Raw genomic sequence first — 17,904 nt, 5'->3', positions numbered from 1 at the left:
TCGCGAACCGCCCAATGCAAAGATAATGGTTAGTATAACTTACCTTACATCATACCTTACAAAGAAATAGAAACAAAAGCCAAAGAATAAAGCAATCATTACTATCATTGTTATCAGATAACCGGCTATAAACTGAAAACGCTGAGAGAACGGAGCTATCTTTTCCTGATAGCGGGGCACCTGATCTACAGCTACCTCTTGTCTGCTGGTCGACAAATCTTCGAACGGATTATACCAATGCGGACTTTTGGGGTCTTTGGCATCAATATCCTTAAACCATTGCAGAAACTGTTCCTGAAAGATGTGTAAATCGTTCCAGTTTTTCTTAAAGCGCAGATAACCACCTCCCAGAAATGCTTCGTTGATGTATTCGAACTGTGCAATAGGAGAAATCAGCGTAAAGTTTCTTGTTTTCTCGAACTGCTGGAACATCTGTTGGTAATAAGCATCAGCATGTTTCTTTCGGGCGTTCATTATATTCATCACCCGCTCGGCACGTAATTCATGACGAGGATAGAACGGATCGCCCGATGTCGAAAAACTCTTTCGAGAGGCATTATTATTTATATCGCTCACTTCTTCATTCATTGCTTGTTGAACCTTATCGGCTGTGGGAATAGGAAACAATTTATTGGCCCAAAATACGGAGGTATTCGGAATAATAACCGCAGAGAATAACCAAAAACAAAGGGAAACCAATAAACTGACATTGGAGTAACGGGTAATGGCACTCGACAACAATCCGAACGAGGCAAACACCGTTATAAATAAGAGGCTGACCAATGAGAAACCAAGAACTTCCATGAAGAAACCGGCATTCATTAACACTTTACCCGAAAAAGCCAGCATAATCAAACTAACAACCATACCCACAGCGGCCATGATCGAAACCACAGTCACAATACTCAGTAACTTACTTAACAAAAAAGACTTACGCGATACAGAGTTGGAAAAGACCAAGGCCAGCGTGCGATCTTCTTTCTCGCCCGAGATGGAATCGAAAGAAAAAAGCAACGTAACAAAGCTCAGGAACATGGATACAATAAATGCCCAATTCAGACTCTCCGAACGCTTCAACAACGGATTCACCGCATTGTTATGTACAGAGAATTCAAATACACCATAGCCATTATATTGGAAAAAATTGGGGAGTACACTTTCTTTGCAATCGGCAATTATTCCGTTATCACGAGGCAGAGTCAGATGATAATCCGGAGTAGTAGCCAGCCGGGTTACGTTCTTCGCCCGTTCGGCCAACTCCGATTGTTTCTGCAACAGATACCCTGCACTGGCATCGTTGAAAGAAGAAGTAAATGAAATGGAACCCACCACAAATACCACCAAAACAATGATGAAAGATATCCGGAAGCGCAGGCTATACAGATAATTCTGAAGTTCTTTGATGAATAATATTTTAAACATAGCTTTATAGTTTTTAGTTACCGAACATCATATTTCAGGAATACACCAATTGTACCTAAGAGCAATAGAATACTAATAATCAGTAATCCGGTCAATCGTCCTAAAGCTGCATTGAACGTATCAGCCGAGGAGGACATTACATACGCATACCGGGGAACATTATCGGTATTAATAGACGGGAAGTCCGAAACATTATAACCTTTCGGATAGCCTCTACCCCCCTTCTTTGCCCGGAAATCTTCCATTTCCTGCTCGGTAGGAAAGTCCTTTTCGGGCTGAATAGTGAAATAGCTGAAGGAACTAAACAGGTTATTATCTTTAAAGAACCGGATCATTGTTTCGCGATACATACGTTGGCTCTCCATATATTTAAAGAAAGACTCAACATCCGTACGGCAAAGCATATCGGTGGCCTGTGCAAATAACTCGGAAGGAGATAACCACGAAAGATACTTCTGAGTGTGTTGCTGTCTCTCGAGCTTATCCAGATAATCTTTTTGCACGGTCCATATCTTATCTGCCATGTCGATCCGGTAAGGCTCAGACCACGTGTTTTGTAACTGGTGAATCCTTGCTACCTCCCATATTCCTTTCGATAACATTTCGTAGCCGTCATTATAACCTCCATCATAAGTATCCCAATAAAATTGTTTCACGCCAACTTCTTTACGCAATCGTTCATGTAATTTTGATTTCTCTGCATGGAATTCTTTCCTGTAATCTTCTATAACAGTTTGCACATTACCATATAGAGGAGTTTCCGAAATACTCTGCGACAAGTAAGTAGCCATATTGGGTATAATAAACAGAAAACCAATCCAACACAACAGGCACAGGATTATAGATGAAGAAGAGTGCGTTGTGAGCGAAGATATAAACATACCCAGCAGGATAAAGACCAACATATAGATGATGGACGTCATGAACAACAAGGCGATACCCGTCCAGTCGGAGTATGACAGACTTATATTCGGATTAAAAACAATAATCAGGCACGCCAACAGGTAACAGAATATCAGGATGGGCAACAGCGTCAATAACATTCCGGTTAACTTGCCAAATAGGAAGGAGATACGGCTCAGTGAATTGGTCATAACCAACTTCATCGTTCCGTCCTCCCGCTCACGGGTAATGGAGTCGTAAGAGAAGATAAGCGCCAGTAATGAAATCAGTATGGCAATGACAGTTACAAAATCGAGTGAGAAGAACGCATTCAGCAACGGATTATCTCGTAAAGACGTCTGGCCGGTAGGGAACAACGGGTATTCTCCTAACATCACTTTTGTTTTATTACCGATATTGGAAGATATACCTTTACTAAAGATGCTCAACACCTCGGGTTCCTTCACCACCGTTGGACGTAAAGCGGAGTACACGCGCAAATCTTTGAAGTGATTGTCCGCTTCTTCCTTATCTATCTTATATATACGCATCTGATTCTCAAAATCGTCCACACTTACCACCATGGTAAACGGAATTACGACCAGACAAAGTAGAAAACCGATGATAAACCTGACCGAAAGCAAGTTCAGCAGGAAATCTTTTTTTGCTATCAACCAAATCATAGTATTGCCTCCTGCATATAGTCCAGATAAATACGCTCCAGATCATCCTGTAGAAACTCATCGCGTGTGCGAAGCATCACCAGGCGTCCTTCTTTCATAATCCCCACTCTATCGGCTACGGCTTTGGCACGGAAAAGATCGTGGGTACACATCAGGATAGATTTGCCTTCGTTGCGCAGATTGATTAATAACTGCATAAGTTCGGCCGCACTTTTAGGATCGAGCCCCGTGGTGGGTTCGTCCATAACAATGTTATTGGCATCTTTTATGATGGCAATAGCCAGTCCCACTTTCTGGCGCATTCCTTTGGAGAATGTTTTGAGTTTGCGTTCAAAAGCTTCTTCCTGCAGGCCGACGCTGCGCATGACATTATAATAATCGTTTTTGGTTAGGTTTGTTTTCCCTCCCAGGTGAGCAAAGAAGTCAAGGTTTTGCCGGGCGGTGAAGTTACCGTAAAGCATCACATTCTCAGACACAAAAGCAATATGATTCTTTGTTTCCAGCGGTTGTTCCATCACATCAATGCCATCTACCAGAGCCTTACCCGAGGTAGGCTCAATGAAATTAAGCAAAAGGTTGATGGTAGTTGTTTTACCTGCTCCGTTTGCTCCCAGAAGGAAGAATATCTCACCGGGTTTGATTTCCAGATTCAGAGAATCGAGAGCCAAATACCCATCTTCATAACGCTTTGTTAAATCTATTACCTGTAACATCGTATTGTGTATTAGTTATTATTTATATATACTTTTTATATTCCGGATAATGCATTGAGTTATTCAAATAATGCATTGAGTTATGCGAATAATGCGTTGACTTATGCGAATAATGCATTGACTTATTCGTTCATCATCTTTTGCTTAGTTTCATACCAAACCAGACTACTCCGCCGATAAAGCCGACTAACAACAAGATTAAAAACAAGGTTCCCCAGATGGAAGTTTGGGCATTTACCTGTATGCGCACTGTCTTGTCTTCCGTATCTACCTTTCGGTTATCGGCGGTGGCTTCTGTTTTGATCTTCACTTCTTGCGCACCTACCCCACCTCCTTCAGGAGGAATGATGCTCACTTTCACGACTTGTTCCTTTTCGGGGTCGAGGCTGCTGATTAACGCCGGCTCAATCACCGTTTCCCAGCCAAGAGGTTTTTCGGTAGTCACCCGGATGTTATCCAGTCGCCGGCTGCCCCCGTTACGAACGGTTACATCCATCGCCACCTCTTTTCCGGTGGTGGTTTCATGGTATAGGTTATTGGCACGTACTTCTATTTTTCCTCTTCCCCGGGGAATGATCTCCAGTTGTTCGCTACCGGCTTTTTCGCCATTGGTAGCCGTAAGTGCTTCTACCTGAAACTTAAGCGGTTGATCGATCACCACCTCGCTGTCATCTCTATCCGGTAAATATACTTGTAAAGATAGCTTTTTTACGTTTACGCCCTGTGCAAATCTGATCTGAGTAACCTTACTTTCGCCATCCATAAATTCATAGCTGATCTGGCGGGGAAGGTTTTTCACTTCCAGTCTGTAGACATCGTCTGTGGTAGAGAAACGTTCAAGAGTGATATCATAAACAGCTTTATTATTCAGTTCCGTTTCCTGACTGAATTGCATGGAAGCAATATCCAGTACGCTCATGCTGCCGTCTTTCTTCAGATAAATGTTCTTCTCGTCTTTCCGGTTGTTGTAGTTTAGGGCAACGGTCAGGCTTTCGGCATCTTTGAGCAGTTCGAAATCGGCATCGGCAAGTTTCCCCAGTTCAATGGAAGAGACGCGGTACTCATAAGGGGTACCGATAATTGTTTTCGATTCATTGTCTACCAAAGATACATAAATGTTATATATCTTTCCGGAGCGCATCTCGGGTGTAAAGACATCAAAATGGTCTTTAAACTGGTTAAGGTATTCTTCGTTACCTTCGAGGGCACTTTTCAGTGTGATCTTTACCTTGCGGTTTCCACGTTTATCCTGATACTTAATGGCCCGCTCTACGGTAATGTAGCTTTGTTGGGAAATCAGTTTCAGGATTAACTTCTGATAGTCCACTTCCCTGCTCAACAACTCATTCTTAGAGCGGTCATAGTCATTGGCGGAAATGGCTTTAGCGTTGTACAGTTTCGTGTCGTTCTCAAACTTTTGTTTGGCAACTTCATAATCGGCCCGCGTTTTCTTGAGATCTAATAAAAGAGCCGCTTCACTATCGCCCTGTGCATGGACATAAGGGACTAACAGCAAAAAAGCAACGAGCATGTAGTAGAATGGTTTCATTATCATGTATATTTAATTATTTAATAGACCTATTAAACTGAATCACAGGGGCATCACTCCATTTTTTATTATATAAACTATCGTATTTACACAGCTTAAACTTAAGGTTACTATCATGAATTGTTTAATTAAAAATTTAACTAAAGATGCCCCGTGATTCAGTTTTCTTATATTTCTTTATCCAACAAATAGCTTCTGTTATTTTCAAAATCAAACATGGTTTTCCGGTTCAGGTTGGCTACGGATAGCCTGTAAGTGATATAGCTTTCTATGTAAGCCAACTGTACCTGCGATAAGCGTTCCTGTTCAATAGATAACTCCTGACTTGTCATATCTCCGTTTTCAAACCGCATCTGACTGATACGGTAACTTTCAATAGCCACTTCTTGGTTGCGCCGGTTGATACGGAATCTCCGTTCGGCTTCGTATACGCTGCGTACAATCTCGCGAATTTCGCGTTCAATAACGCGCTTGGTATTATCCAGATTGAGTTCCTGTTGCTTTAAACGCATCTCTGCCCGCTTTTTTTGATTCTTCGATCTGCCCCAGTCGGCTATGGGATAAGATAAGGTAAAAGCAATACCCCGGTTGGAAGGGCGGTCTTTCATATTATCAAAAGATGAATTGACGAGTTGACCAACCGATCCGCCGTCTCGTGTACTCAACCCCGTGAAATCATAGAAAGCAGATATATTTCCTTTGATCTCCCTTTCGCGTTTGGCTCTCTTCACTTCAATCTTCTGCAATTCAATATCAATGTTATTTTCCTGTATTTCCATCCGGTTGGCCAGCGCCTCATCAATGGCTTGTTGCATATCAATCAGGAAGGTTTCAAACTCCATTTCTGCTACCAGTTCAATATCCTTCACCAAATCCAGGCCAATGAGCAACTTGAATTCATCTTTGGCTGTTTCCAGCTTTCCTTCACTCTCCATCACGCGTGCTTCGTTTTGCGACACAGTGATTTCGGCAATCAGCAATTCGCCTTCGGGCAGGTTTCCCGTCTCTTGTTTCAGTTTGGTGATCCGGTAGGCTTCGCGCGAGTTCTCAAGTCGATCCTGGTTTATTTTCAGTTCATAAGCCAGTTGGTATACTTCGTAGAAGCTGGCTGCTACGTTATACACAATATCCATCTGTACGCGTGTAAAATAGCAGGTACTTTTCTGATAATCCAGCCGGGCTACTTTCATATTCTCTTTCAATTGGTTGGTAGTGAAGATGGGCTGGTTAAAGGAAAGTGCAAACCGGGAATACACCTGGTCGCGCTCCAGTTCTTCATTATCTTTCTGAGAGAGTGTGGTGCGGTAGTTCTCCCAATACATTTTAGATGAGAAAGCAAAATTACCACCTGTGGGCAGCACATAAGTAAAACTAAGGTTACCACCCATTTGCATGGAGCCCACAGAGTTGTAAACCGGCAAGCCATCGACCTGGGAAATGCTTTGAAGGCTTTCGCTCCATGAAGGGGTAAACATGTTAAAATCCAGCATCGGCTTAAAATCGGCCTTGGTATACAAATAGGAATAATGGGTGGCATCTATTTCCTTCTTATGATACTTTACAGTATAACTTTCGCCCAATGCTATGCGGATAGCCTCATCAAAAGAAATCTTATATGTTTCCGAAGCGTGTAAATAGGTTCCTGCAATCAGTAACAAAAAGAATATCAGGGAATACTTTACTTTATTCATTTTCATGTATTTGATAAATAGCACCAATGGGTAAATGGTTACCCATAGGATAATACAAATGATTAACCTGTAAATCTATAGTTCAAATATCGTGCCAGAATCATAACCCACTGATTATCAATCACAACAATTCTTAAGTGCTAATAATAAGATGGGTAAACACGAATTTTATTTCTCAATTTGGGTAATTTTATACCCATATCTAAAAATTAAATGTATATTTGTTCCCAAACTGCATTACTTATGTCACTATTCAGAAAGAAAAAAGAGGTCAAACCCGATTTGGGAACTTTATTATCCGAATTAAATAAATCGTTGATGTTGATTGTTGATAAATCATTGCTTATCAACAACTTTATAGCCAAAGTCAAACAGATTTGCGCGATAGACCGAGTGTATATTTTCCTGTTGGACGAGAACACCGGCAAGTATAAATTACAGAATTCGGAGGGTAAAGCTGAATGGGTACTTACAGGAAAAGATAAACTGATTAACTGGCTTTCTATTAATGAGAAGGAATTGATTATTTCCAGGAACCCGGCCATCGTCAGTTACTTCTCAAAAGAAGAGCAGGCCATGCTGGAAGCAATGAAAGCCGAGCTGATTTACCCGTTAAAGGTGATGAACCATATTAGTGGTACCATCTTTCTGGGACGAAAAACAGATGATACGGCATATATGCAGGAAGAGCTCGACCTTTTGTTTCTTATGTTCAATCAGGCGGCTTTCGCCATTGAACACGCTTCGCTTTATGAAATGCAGAGCGATCGCATCCGGAAAATGTACCGCACCGACCGTTTGGCAACATTGGGCGAACTGGCTGCCGGAGCAGCGCATGAAATCCGGAATCCGCTAACGGCCATACGGAGCACAATTCAATATCTAAGCAAAGATTTTAAGGATGATCCGCTGAAATCGGAAATGGTTACCGAATTGATTTCCGAAGTGGAACGCATCAATAAAATTGTTCAGGGGCTTCTGTCATTCTCCCGCCCAACGGGACTGAACATGGCGGAAGTCAACATTGAACAATTAATAAACCAGACATTGGTACTTGCCCAAACCAAACTGCAAAACCAACAAATTGATATACAGTATGAGTATTTTGAGGAGAATACCACCATTCTTGGCGATGCCGAACAGCTTAAACAGGTGTTCCTGAATATGATATTGAACGCTTTGGAAGCCATGAACCAGAATCCCCCCGAACGTCCGCGTACACTGATTATCAGTATTGAAAAGGGTACGGCAATCAATACCAATACCCGGAACCTGCTCATTTCTTTTGAAGATACCGGAAAAGGAATAGAAGGCAGTGAAATAGAGAATGTGTTCAATCCTTTCTTTACAACCAAAGAAGACGGTACAGGTTTGGGATTGGCCATCAGTTATGGAGTCATCAACCGGCACGAAGGGGATATTGAGGTGAATAGTATTCCAGGGAAAGGTACCACATTTATAATTAAACTCCCACAGCGGCAGTAGCAAAGTGCTGGCGGCAACGCGCCGCAACGAGGGTAAATGAATAAAGATACAATATATGAAAGGAAAGATATTAGTAGCCGACGATGAAGTACGTATCCGAAAGGTAATCACCCTTTTATTGAAGGAAGAAGGATATGAAGTCAGGGCTGTAGAGAATGGACAGGAGGTGTTGGATGCATTACCCGGCTTTCAACCCGACGTAATTTTGCTGGATCAGCAGATGCCGGTAATGACGGGCGTGGAAACATTAGAGGAGATCAAAAAGATCCGTCCGCAACAGATCGTTATCTTCGTAACGGCTTTCGGTTCTATTGCATTGGCGGTAGACGCGGTAAAGAAAGGGGCATACGACTTTATAGAAAAACCTTTCGATAATGACAACCTGATATTAAAGGTGAACCGCGCCGTAGAACATTGCCAATTAAAAGGAGAGATCAAAACGCTAAAGCAGCAACTCGACCCATCCGGCATTCCTATTATTGGAGATAACGGCGGACTAAAGCAAGTGGTAGCACAAGTAAAACGGGTAGCGGAAACCAACGCAACCGTACTGATTCATGGCGAAAGCGGAACAGGTAAGGAACTTATTGCCCGTGCCGTTCATACCTACAGCAAGCGGGCGGACGGTCCGTTTATAGCGATCAACTGCGGAGCAATTCCGCTGTCGTTAATGGAAAACGAATTGTTCGGGCACGAGAAAGGCGCGTTTACCGATGCCAAGGAAGCCCAGCCGGGGGTGTTTGAACGGGCAAACGGAGGTACGCTGTTTCTGGATGAGATAGGCGAACTCCCTATGGACGCGCAAGTAAAACTTCTGCGTGTATTGGAAGAACGGAAAATTACACGTATAGGTGGAAAGAAGCTTATACCGGTTGATGTGCGTATTGTTGCGGCAACCAATCGCAAGTTGGAAGAGGAAGTGGAGAGAGGCAACTTCCGCCTGGATTTGTTATACCGGCTGAATGTCTTTACCATAACCATTCCGCCCTTGCGGGAACGCCAGAAGGATATCCCCGCGTTGATTGATTTCTTTATCGCCAAACATAATAAAGCCTTGCACTTGTCCGTACAAAGTATCACACAGGCAGCAATGGACAGGATACAGGCTTATGAATGGCCGGGAAATGTACGCGACCTGGAGAATGCTATCCAAAGCGCTATGATCCTGGCATCGGATGGGATTATACAATCGGAACATCTCCCTATGCGGGTAAAAGGGTATGACCAGATAGAGATAAAGCCCACAGAGAAAGAGGGCGAAAGTATCCGCGAAATCAATGCGCAAGTGGAAAAGGAGATTATTCTGGAAGCACTAAAGAAGAATAACTATAACCGCACGCTTACGGCAGAAGCATTACATATCAGCCGGAAAACGCTTTTTAATAAGATGAAGCGATACGGGTTGGCTTAAAATCCATAAGAACAGCTCTCGGATTTTTATAGAACTTGCCACCAATTCAATAAGAATTCGGGGCAAGTTCTATTCCAATCAATACACATCCAGCGTAACCCGTTCTTTATGCTCTTCCGGATGCGCAGGCAAACTCTTACCGTTCACCGTAGCATCTTTCAGTACGATATCTTTGGTACACATTAAATAATACGGATGCGTAGCTTGCTTCACATGGAAGTGGTCAATCACAATATCCTTAATAGGTTTTTCCTCATACCCATCCATAAAGATGGCATAATGATCGGACTTATTGGCCCGCACATTACGGATGCGGAAATTCTCGTATTGCGTAGCATGATTCCCTCCACGATATCCAAAGTAGTTGGCTTCGAAACGAAGAATGGCACCTCTTGAGCGTTCAACAGAGATATTGTTGACCTGTACATTCCGGATATAGCCTCCCCTGTCGCGGTTCGACTTAAAGTAAATGGCATTCTTCACCGTACCGATCCGGATATTCTCCATATATACATTCTCTACCCCACCCGACATTTCACTGCCGATGCACAAACCGTTACATTCCGATTCGAACAGGCAATTCCGTATCACAATGTTCCGCGATGCACGTCCTACAAATCTGCCATCGGCATCGCGACCGGATTTAATAGCCACTGCATCATCGCCCGTGCGGAAGATACAGTTCTCTATCAATACATTAGAGGTAGATTCCGGATCGCAACCGTCGTTATTCGGATAATGACTGTCGATGGTTACACCACGCACAATTACGTTATCGCAATACAACAAATGGATAGTCCAGAACGGAGAGTTCTTGATGGTTACATCTTCGATCAGTATGCGCGAACAACCCAATGGCTGGATACAAGAAGGACGCAGAATAGTACCCTTACCAAATATCCGGTCCTGCACAGGCACAAGCCTTTCGCCCATATCGCGCAGCTTGTCCCGGTCGGGTGCTTCTTTCTCTGCCCACGGAGCAAATTCCAGTCCGCCCTGAGCATCAATTGTTCCCTTTCCCGTAATAGCGATATTATCGGCATGGTAAGCATAAATCATAGGCGAATGACCATACAGTTCGGTGCCTTCCCAGCGGGTTTGCACGACAGGCAGGAAATCATCGGCCTTACCGCTGAATAACAGGTATGCTCCCTCTTCCAGGTGCAGGTTTACATTACTTTTGAGCAGGATGTTTCCATTCAAAGGATACGTTCCCGGTCCTACAACTACACGACCGCCGCCCAGCAAGGAGCAAGAGTCGATGGCGTGTTGCAGAAGTCGGCGCGACAAGGTAATCCGTTCATTATCCGTCACCGGACAAGTTACACGAACATCCCTGTCCGGAAAAGACGTCCGGGCGATACCGGAAACAATCTGTTCCATTTCATTGGTTGTACCCGCCTGCGGACCATCGTGTTTATAAGTGAACCACAAGAAAGAAGCCTCGCCCGCGTCCTTTTGCGTATTATAGCAATACAGTCCCAGGCGTGCGCCTTTCCAAAAACCGAAACGAGTAAAGAACGATTCTCCACATGGAGTAAAAGTGATATTATCTATACTATATGAAAACTGAAAACTTTGGGCAGGCACATCCATAGAAACACGCAAATAAACCTGCTCGTTTTGAAGGGGAATAACAACCTGCTCGGTCGTATCGTTAGATATATACAGGCTCTTTTGCCCTTTCTCCATCTTCACACCCAGCATCCGGTTCTCCTTACCCATACAAGTTAACCCGTTGCGTTGCCCGTCGACCATATTCGAAAAGTCGACAGCCACAGTAGCTTCACTGACATAACCCATTACCTTTTGTGTTAGTGTATTGCGTGCCAACCGGAACGTAGGCGACTTAAGCGCTTTCAACGTCAGGCAACCACTGGGCGAAGTTAAAGACCAGGCTTCATCCACCGGATTGTGGTTAAACTGCCATTGCAGCGACAACTGCGGTGAAGAGAAATCATCATCTGTTTGTGGTGCATATATCGCCGAACTGGAGATGGGCTTTTTCCAGGAGTAAACCGGCTCGCCAATACCATTGCGATCCACATCGACTCCTATCACCGGCCAGCCATCATGCCAGTACATGGGTTGCAAATGAACTACACGCCCCAATGTGCCGCTATGCTGGAAATGATAGAAGAACCATTGCCCGTCCGGTGTATCGACTATCGCTCCCTGATGGGGACCATTAATCGGGGTAGTTCCCTGCTCCAACACCACCTTCTTCTCGTACGGTCCATAGATATTCTTTGAGCGAAGAATGGTTTGCCATCCCCTCTCTACTCCACCTTCCGGAATGGACATATAATAATACCCATCGCGTTTATGTATCTTGGTACCTTCGGCCACCGGACCGGTATATACGGTCAGACCATCATCGAGTAAGCGGGTGCCATCGGGACTCATTTTATGCACAATGATCGGTCCGGCACCATGTTTACTACGACCCAGGTACGCGTTCCCGTCATCATCCCAAAACGGACAAGGGTCTTCCCACTTCTCAACTGCCTGCACTAAGTGCAAAGGACTCCACGGTCCTGCCGGATCGGCAGCATTGGACATAAACAATCCCTCGTGAGGTGTACAGAAAAACACCCAGAACTTGTTGTCGTGATAGCGTATAGCCGGCGCCCATGAGCCACCCGCGTAGCGTTTGTTTTCGTTCCATTCAGGAAAGTCAAACCGGTCATAGACCTGTGAGATCAGTTTCCAGTTTATCATATCCTCCGATTCCAATACCTGCATACCTAAGAAATGGAAGTCCGATGCTACCATATAATATTTATCGCCTACCCGGATCACGTCCGGATCGGAATAATCGGCATTCAGAATCGGGTTGATATATGTCCCGTTGCCCTGGTCGCCCCACTTACTGGGGCTACCTTGGGCTAACAAGATGAATACATTGCTTATAAAGCAAAGAATCAGTAATACTTTCTTCATTCAAATCAGTCGTTAATAATAACCTCGCTGCGGCACGTTACCGCTTAATATCCCGGGTTTTGGGTTACTTTCGCCTGGTTCAGGTCAATAGCCGCCTGAGGTATCGGACGAAGGGTTTTGTACTTCCCATCCGTACCCTTCATATTCGCTTCCTTGATACCGTCTTCGTTATAAGTAGTAGCATATTCTACCAACTTATGTGTACGTTTCAGGTCGGTCCAGCGAACATATTCACCAGCCATTTCGCGGGCGCGTTCATCCAAAAGGAAATCAATATCCACATCGCCTGTAGCCACAGTCATTGCCGCAGTATAGCCGGACTTAATAGTACCCGGACGTTTACGCAAATCATTGATCATTTTGGCGGCATTGTCCGGCTGATTCATTTTTATATAAGCTTCGGCTGCAATCAGGTAGGCTTCGCCCAAACGGGATACGACCACATCATGCGTGCTACATCTGGATTCACGGTTAGCAATGGAAGCGTCCGAAGGGTCATCGAACTTCTTGATACATGCGTTTCCATAGTCCATTGAGCGACGGTCTTTATACGTGGCCGGTGCTCCGTTAGATGGAGCGATACCTCCATCGGCAATGGTTTTACTGATAATTGTATTTGTTTTCAAACCATTTGGGTCATCCGCTTTCCAGGCTTCGATATCAGCATCTGTGGCCCATGCCGGAGCATAATAGTAGATTATCTTAGAGGTAGTCGGAGCCGAATAATAATCGAAGTAAGCCTCATGGAACTCCAACATAAAGGTTTGTTCAAGCCGGGCATCTCCTTTAGTGTACAACTGCTGCAAACGAAGGGAAGGTGCGAAATTTCCGTCGATTGCTTTATTACGCGGTTTTTCCGAACCACCCAGATAGGAACCAAACTGCGACTGTTGGTATGAACCATGTGTTTTTGGATTTTCCAGTGTGGCCGAACTAAACTGAATGCTCCAGAATATCTCGTTATTTTCTTCATTATTAAAGTCGAAAGCATCTTCAATTGAGATTGAAGGAACCTCTCCGTTTATTGCTTCCAATGCATACTTAGCAGCATTTGAAAAGTCGGTGCTTTGAGCTATAGCATCCATTTGCGATTCATAATCCGTACCATCCAACCAGCCACGGGTAAGATAAGCTTTGGCCAGATAGAATGCAGCCGCACGCTTGTTGGCACGACCTACACCGGAAGAGGTACGCCCTAACAGGTTCGAATCATCGGAGCACAGATAAAGAAATTCATCAATAATAAATTGATATACTTCGGCTAAACCGGTACGTTCGTGATTCATCTCGGCGTAATCGAACATTTCTTTATTTAAAGCTACGGCTCCGAATTGTTGCACCAATTGGAAATAATACCAAGCGCGTATAAAGCGGGCTTCGTCAACATATTGTAAGCGAACAGAAGTATTTTCCGTTAAATCACCGTAAGCAATCACGCTGTTGGCCAGCTGAATACCTTTATAACAAGCTACATAGAAGTTTCTAACGATCCCGATATCTGCCGTAAAGGTGTATTGCCCCATCACAACTCCCTGCGACTTTCCGTCGGCATAGAGGTCTGTTCCGGCAACAAACAATTGCGGTTGCATATTGTATAGTCCGCGCAATGAAGAGTATGTAGAATTTGTGAGGCTTTCAAAACCTTTGGCAGTCTTGTAAAAGTCATCCGATGGAACATTCGACCGGTTATCCTGATCAAGGAATCCCGAGCAACCACACAGGGTAGACAAAGCTAAGGCAGCGATAATATATATTTTCTTCATAATTATATCTATTTTAGAATTTTAAGTTTACACCCATTTGATAAGTTCTTGAACTGACACCACCGCTACCGTCGCCAATGGCGGAACCTGCCCATTCCGGGTCAAATCCTTCATAGTCAGTGAATGTAAACGGATTCAAGATATTTACATATACTCTCAGGTTTGAGACATGCAGTTTCGACAGCCATGCTTTCGGTAAAGTATAGCCCAGCGTAATGTTCTTCACTTTTACATAAGAGTTATCGACAAAGTTTTGCGCACGGTCTTCATTGCCTCCGCTTAACCAGTTTGCGCCACCACCTTTACCGTTTGTTCCATTTGTAGGGAAAGGGTATTTGCCGTAATGCGTAGCACTCTGGGTTGTCACCGATCCGTCTGCTGCTAAAACAGGAACACCTTCCGGTATATAATAGTCAAAATTCAGACGTTGCATACCTCTTTGATTATAATCGAGGAATTCACCCATAAAAGGAGAGTACACCGTGCCACCCTGACTCGTATAAATGCCTACTGAGAAGTCGATGTTCTTATAAGAAAGGTTAGAAGTGAAACTTCCTGTCCATGTTGGAGCCGCATGTCCTAATACCATTTTGTCTTCAGCATCAATAGTGCCGTTACCGTCTCTATCGAATATCTTCATTTCGCCTTCGTAGAACTTGGTTTTCATATTCGGATCATTGGCATAGGCTTGCGCTTCTTCCCGTGTACAAATGCCCATATATTTATATCCATACACCACGTCAATAGGCCGGCCGATAAACCACTTGTTTCCTACGAGGTCTTCTTTGGCGTTATTCAGTTCTTTGATCTTATTTATGTTCCGGGCAAAAGAGAAGCTGGTTTCCCAACGCCAGTCTTGTGTTTGTACATTTAAAGTATTCAACTGAATTTCAATACCTTTATTGTTCACTTTACCCACATTGCTTATTATTGAACCTTCACTGTTCAGATCGTCGATCTTTCCAATAGTACCCAGTTCGAACGGAGTCAACATTTCCATCAAAAGGTCTTTAGAGTCTTTATTATAGAGGTCGATAGACCCGTTGATGCGGTTATTGAAGAAACCGAAGTCGATACCGAAGTTAATTTCAGTGGTCTTCTCCCAGGTCAGATTCGAGTCAATTATTTTATAACCGAAGCCATTAGCCGGGGCAGAACCAAAATTATAATAGTATTTTACGTTAGCCAGAGCGCTTGTGTCATAGGCTGCAAGTCCGGCGTTATTACCCGAAACACCAAAACTGGCACGCAGTTTCAGGTTACTTAGCCAATTTTCGGCGGGTTTCATAAACGCTTCATCCGATATACGCCATGCCAAAGCAGCCGATGGGAACATGCCCCAACGATCGCCTTTCTGGAACTTCGAACTTCCATCCCAACGAGAAGACACAGTCAGCAAATACTTTCCTTTATATGCATAATTAATACGGGCCACATAAGAAAGCATTGATATCTTACGGTAGTAACTATTCTGGTTTTGAACGGTACCCGACCCCAGGTTATGCCACTCTACATCAAAGGGCATATCTACCACTGTAATATCGTCTCCCTGTTCCTTTAACTGGTATACACTAAACAAAGCCAATGCATTCAGACTATGATCGCCAAAGGTTTTTACATAATTTGCCTGTGTATCCCAAGTATAAGAGAATACTTCATCATTATGTTTTTCTGCCATATTAGATGCACCACCACGCAATTGAGTATCTGCTCCATAGAAAACACCGCGGGTTCTTTTCGCATACATAGGCGAGAATGTGGTTTTAAGAATAACCTCATTTACCGGACTATATTGCAAATACAAATTCGCCATAGCATCGTAAGCACGGGTATCGTCTTTAGAATTTTCACGGTCAACTATCGGATTGATTGTCGAGGTCGGGCCACCACCATCAGGATACACTACCACATCTTTACCAGGTTGAAAGATCGGTTTACCGACATTAGGACCATCCCAATAATAAGCGGGCATTGCAGGAGTCATGCGAAATCCGTTCAACACAGAATTCTGGCTACCGTTATTCTTCATTGATGTAGCCATATTGGTAGAGATACCAGCCGATACTTTATCCGATATTTTATGGTCTACGGCTCCCTTTATGTTCCACCGCTCGTAAGCGTCGTAAGCAATACCTTCTTCATTCTGATATCCTAATCCAATACGGTACGTCATGTTTTTTGCGTTACCGGTGATATTCAGAAAGTGATTCTGTTGGGAACCATCGCGTGTTACGATATCAGCCCAATCGGTATAATTTTTGTTCTTATACATATCCTTCACTACCTGACTGTCTGCACCCCAGAAGTTGCGGAGGTTGGCTGTCGACATATCCCACTTTGTCAGGCCGGTACTTGCATCCATAGATGAAGTCAGATAACGATGGAAACGCCAGTTCATGAATTGGTCACCATCCATAAAATCGGGCATGTTTGCCGTAGTTTTAATACCATAATAACCATCATAACTAACAGAGGTTCTTGTGGCATTCTCATCTCCTTTCTTTGTGGTAATCATAACCACCCCGTTGGTTGCACGCGAACCATAGATAGCGGTTGAGGAAGCATCTTTCAGAATGTCTACTTTCTCAATGTCCATGGGGTTAAGGAAGTTCATATTGTCGCAAACCACACCGTCAATAACATACAAGGGTTCGCTCTTATCGCTCATGGTACTCTTACCGCGAATCTGGATGCTGAACCCATCGCCTGCGCGACTGGAAGATTGAGTGATATTCACACCGGCCACTTGTCCCTGCAAGCTCTCCATCAATGAAGTAGCTCCTTTGGCTGTAATGGCTTCGGCGTTTGCACTACCAATGGAACCTGTCAGGTCGGCTTTACGTACCACACCGTAACCCACGACCACTACCTCATCGAGTACCTTATTATCAGACTCCAACGTAATGGCCAGTCGTTGTTGGTTGCCTACGGTGATTTCCTGTGTTTTGTAACCGACATAAGAGATAACCAATACAGCGTCATTCGGTACATCTAAAGAGAAGTTTCCATCAAAATCTGTAATTGTTCCAATTGTTGTTCCCTTCACTAAAACAGATACCCCAATAAGCGGTTCGCTTAAATCGTCAATAATGACACCTGTTATTTTCCGGTTTTGCTGAACGGATTGTTGGCTATACGATGCGTATTCTTTCATATTATCTTCGGCATTACCATATAGTGGTAGCGAAGCTAAACCAAGAGAAAGGCCGCAAATGAACCAAACATTTCTACTTCTTTTTCTCATGTTTTTCAATAGTTAAATTAGTATTAGAGATTTCTTGGAGCAAAGTAGAACAAAAACAGGAAATCTCGGTGTATTTTCTAACAATATCGATGGAATATCTATCAGATATACTTAAAAA

At 43.7% G+C, this 17,904-nt stretch carries 10 protein-coding genes; 2 read left to right on the top strand and 8 right to left on the bottom strand.

What is annotated here, in order from left to right; all coding sequences use genetic code 11:
* Positions 1-39 precede the first annotated feature (39 nt).
* The 5 genes from D0T87_RS10880 to D0T87_RS10860 all read right to left on the bottom strand — a co-directional run bounded on the left by D0T87_RS10880 (position 40) and on the right by D0T87_RS10860 (position 6,940).
* Entirely contained in the window at positions 40-1,422 is a 1,383-nt protein-coding gene (locus tag D0T87_RS10880) for an ABC transporter permease (RefSeq protein ID WP_163175149.1), read from the bottom strand.
* Between the two features lie 17 nt (positions 1,423-1,439).
* The gene (locus tag D0T87_RS10875; protein ID WP_163175148.1) at positions 1,440-2,987 is read right to left on the bottom strand and encodes an ABC transporter permease subunit; all 1,548 of its coding nucleotides are present in this window, start codon (positions 2,985-2,987) and stop codon (positions 1,440-1,442) included.
* Complete coding sequence (locus tag D0T87_RS10870) at positions 2,984-3,700, bottom strand: ABC transporter ATP-binding protein (RefSeq protein WP_163175147.1); 717 nt, start codon at positions 3,698-3,700, stop codon at positions 2,984-2,986. The genes D0T87_RS10875 and D0T87_RS10870 overlap by 4 nt, the downstream gene beginning before the upstream one ends.
* A 133-nt stretch (positions 3,701-3,833) precedes the next feature.
* A complete protein-coding gene (locus D0T87_RS10865) occupies positions 3,834-5,249 on the bottom strand; it encodes an NEW3 domain-containing protein (protein WP_239063608.1) in 1,416 nt (471 codons plus the stop codon).
* A 167-nt stretch (positions 5,250-5,416) separates the two neighbouring features.
* Positions 5,417-6,940 (bottom strand): TolC family protein, encoded by a 1,524-nt coding sequence (locus tag D0T87_RS10860; protein WP_163175146.1) that lies wholly within the window; start codon positions 6,938-6,940, stop codon positions 5,417-5,419.
* Positions 6,941-7,183: 243 nt separating this feature from the next.
* Between D0T87_RS10860 and D0T87_RS10855 the strand changes: the two genes are divergently transcribed.
* Together D0T87_RS10855 and D0T87_RS10850 are read left to right on the top strand one after the other, a co-directional pair.
* Positions 7,184-8,425, top strand: a complete 1,242-nt coding sequence (locus D0T87_RS10855; RefSeq protein WP_163175145.1) for an ATP-binding protein — start codon at positions 7,184-7,186, stop codon at positions 8,423-8,425.
* 55 nt (positions 8,426-8,480) lie between these two features.
* The gene (locus D0T87_RS10850) at positions 8,481-9,836 is read left to right on the top strand and encodes a sigma-54 dependent transcriptional regulator (RefSeq protein WP_163175144.1); all 1,356 of its coding nucleotides are present in this window, start codon (positions 8,481-8,483) and stop codon (positions 9,834-9,836) included.
* 78 nt (positions 9,837-9,914) lie between these two features.
* Here D0T87_RS10850 and D0T87_RS10845 read toward each other — a convergent pair whose 3' ends face one another.
* Genes D0T87_RS10845 through D0T87_RS10835 form a run of 3 tightly spaced genes read right to left on the bottom strand, consistent with a single transcriptional unit; the run spans position 9,915 to position 17,786 of the window.
* Positions 9,915-12,779: a family 43 glycosylhydrolase gene (locus D0T87_RS10845; protein ID WP_163175143.1), complete on the bottom strand. Its 2,865-nt coding sequence runs from the start codon at positions 12,777-12,779 to the stop codon at positions 9,915-9,917.
* Positions 12,780-12,823: 44 nt separating this feature from the next.
* Positions 12,824-14,542: a RagB/SusD family nutrient uptake outer membrane protein gene (locus D0T87_RS10840; protein WP_163175142.1), complete on the bottom strand. Its 1,719-nt coding sequence runs from the start codon at positions 14,540-14,542 to the stop codon at positions 12,824-12,826.
* 13 nt (positions 14,543-14,555) lie between these two features.
* Complete coding sequence (locus D0T87_RS10835) at positions 14,556-17,786, bottom strand: TonB-dependent receptor (protein WP_163175141.1); 3,231 nt, start codon at positions 17,784-17,786, stop codon at positions 14,556-14,558.
* Between the last annotated feature and the right edge of the window lie 118 nt (positions 17,787-17,904).

Origin of the sequence: Bacteroides sp. 51 (assembly GCF_010500965.1) — a bacterium.
Lineage (GTDB): Bacteria > Bacteroidota > Bacteroidia > Bacteroidales > Bacteroidaceae > Bacteroides.
Note: the sequence above shows the minus strand (reverse complement) of the source record. Positions and strands in the feature narration are given on the sequence as shown.

Coding starts and splice junctions, on each gene's coding strand:
- D0T87_RS10845 (WP_163175143.1), bottom strand. CDS start 12,779: ATGAAGAAAGTATTACTGATTCTTTGCTTTATAAGCAATGTATTCATC.
- D0T87_RS10875 (WP_163175148.1), bottom strand. CDS start 2,987: ATGATTTGGTTGATAGCAAAAAAAGATTTCCTGCTGAACTTGCTTTCG.
- D0T87_RS10840 (WP_163175142.1), bottom strand. CDS start 14,542: ATGAAGAAAATATATATTATCGCTGCCTTAGCTTTGTCTACCCTGTGT.
- D0T87_RS10870 (WP_163175147.1), bottom strand. CDS start 3,700: ATGTTACAGGTAATAGATTTAACAAAGCGTTATGAAGATGGGTATTTG.
- D0T87_RS10850 (WP_163175144.1), top strand. CDS start 8,481: ATGAAAGGAAAGATATTAGTAGCCGACGATGAAGTACGTATCCGAAAG.
- D0T87_RS10855 (WP_163175145.1), top strand. CDS start 7,184: ATGTCACTATTCAGAAAGAAAAAAGAGGTCAAACCCGATTTGGGAACT.
- D0T87_RS10835 (WP_163175141.1), bottom strand. CDS start 17,786: ATGAGAAAAAGAAGTAGAAATGTTTGGTTCATTTGCGGCCTTTCTCTT.
- D0T87_RS10865 (WP_239063608.1), bottom strand. CDS start 5,249: ATGAAACCATTCTACTACATGCTCGTTGCTTTTTTGCTGTTAGTCCCT.
- D0T87_RS10880 (WP_163175149.1), bottom strand. CDS start 1,422: ATGTTTAAAATATTATTCATCAAAGAACTTCAGAATTATCTGTATAGC.
- D0T87_RS10860 (WP_163175146.1), bottom strand. CDS start 6,940: ATGAATAAAGTAAAGTATTCCCTGATATTCTTTTTGTTACTGATTGCA.